Here is a 1,232-nt window from a genome sequence, read left to right as displayed (position 1 = left end):
TGAATCGCCCCTGGTTTCGTAGACACCTCCAAGCCTCATAATGAGGCCCAAATAGGAGGTGCCATGAGTCGTCAGCGTTACCCCGAAGAATTCAAGATCGAAGCGGTCAAGCAAGTGACCGAGAAAGGCAAACCTGTCGCCGATGTCGCCCAGCGCCTGGGCATGTCCGTGCACAGTCTTTACGCCTGGATCAAGGTCTACAGCAAGCCCCAAGAGCAGCGTCAGCAAGACGACGATCAGCAGGCCGAACTGCGCAAGCTACGCGCTGAACTCAAGCGCGTGACGGAAGAGCGAGACATCTTAAAAAAGGCCGCCGCGTACTTTGCCAAGGAGTGCGGCTGAAGTACGCCTTCATCAAGAAGCACTCGACTGATTACCCGGTGCGGCGCCTTTGCCAAACCCTCAAGGTGCACCCCAGCGGCTATTACGCCTGGCTGGCCGAGCCTCAATCTGCCCGAGCAAAAGAAGATCAACGTCTGCTTGGCTTGATCAAACACGCTTGGCTGGAAAGCGGAGGTGTATACGGCTACCGCAAAATTCACGATGACCTGCGTGAGCTGGGAGAGGAATGCGGCCGAAATCGAGTCAGGCGCTTGATGCAGGCGGAGGGGCTGCGTTCTCAAACGGGCTATCGGCGGCGTCCAGGGTTCTATGGTGGAAAACCAACAGTGGCCTCGCCCAACCACCTCGCGCGGCAGTTCAAGGTAAGTGAGCCGAACAAGGTCTGGGTGACAGATATCACTTACATCCGCACCTATGAAGGGTGGCTCTACCTCGCGGTAGTGCTGGATCTGTTCTCACGCCAAGTAATTGGTTGGTCAATGAAGCCAAGGATGTGCAGCGACCTGGCTATCGACGCGATGTTGATGGCTGTTTGGCGACGCAAGCCTCAGCAGCAAGTTATGATTCACTCAGATCAAGGCAGTCAGTTCAGTAGCTCGGATTGGAAAAGCTTTTTGAAGGCCAACAATGTAATCAGCAGCATGAGCCGGCGGGGAAACTGCCACGACAATGCCGTAGCCGAGAGCTTTTTCCAGCTTTTGAAGCGAGAGCGAATCCGACGAAAGATCTACACAACCCGTGAAGAAGCCCGAAGTGATATTTTCGATTACATCGAGATGTTCTATAACCCTAAACGCCGACACAGCAGTGCTATGCAGCTGTCTCCAGTAGAGTATGAGAAACGCTATTTCCTGAGCTTGGAGAGTGTCTAGAAAACCAGGGGCGATTCA

1 protein-coding gene is annotated in these 1,232 nt (G+C 54.3%); it reads left to right on the top strand.

Annotation, left to right across the window (positions count from 1 at the left end; translation table 11 throughout):
• Positions 1-63 precede the first annotated feature (63 nt).
• A protein-coding gene (locus AC07XM_RS31010) for an IS3 family transposase (protein ID WP_087535084.1) occupies positions 64-1,214 on the top strand; the annotation gives its coding sequence in 2 pieces (ribosomal slippage) (positions 64-298 and positions 298-1,214; 1,152 coding nt in all).
• Positions 1,215-1,232: the final 18 nt, after the last annotated feature.

The sequence above is a fragment of the Pseudomonas sp. GW460-LB5 genome (assembly GCF_059423245.1).
The sequence above is the reverse complement of the archived record's forward strand: the minus strand, read 5'-3'. Positions and strand labels throughout refer to the sequence as shown.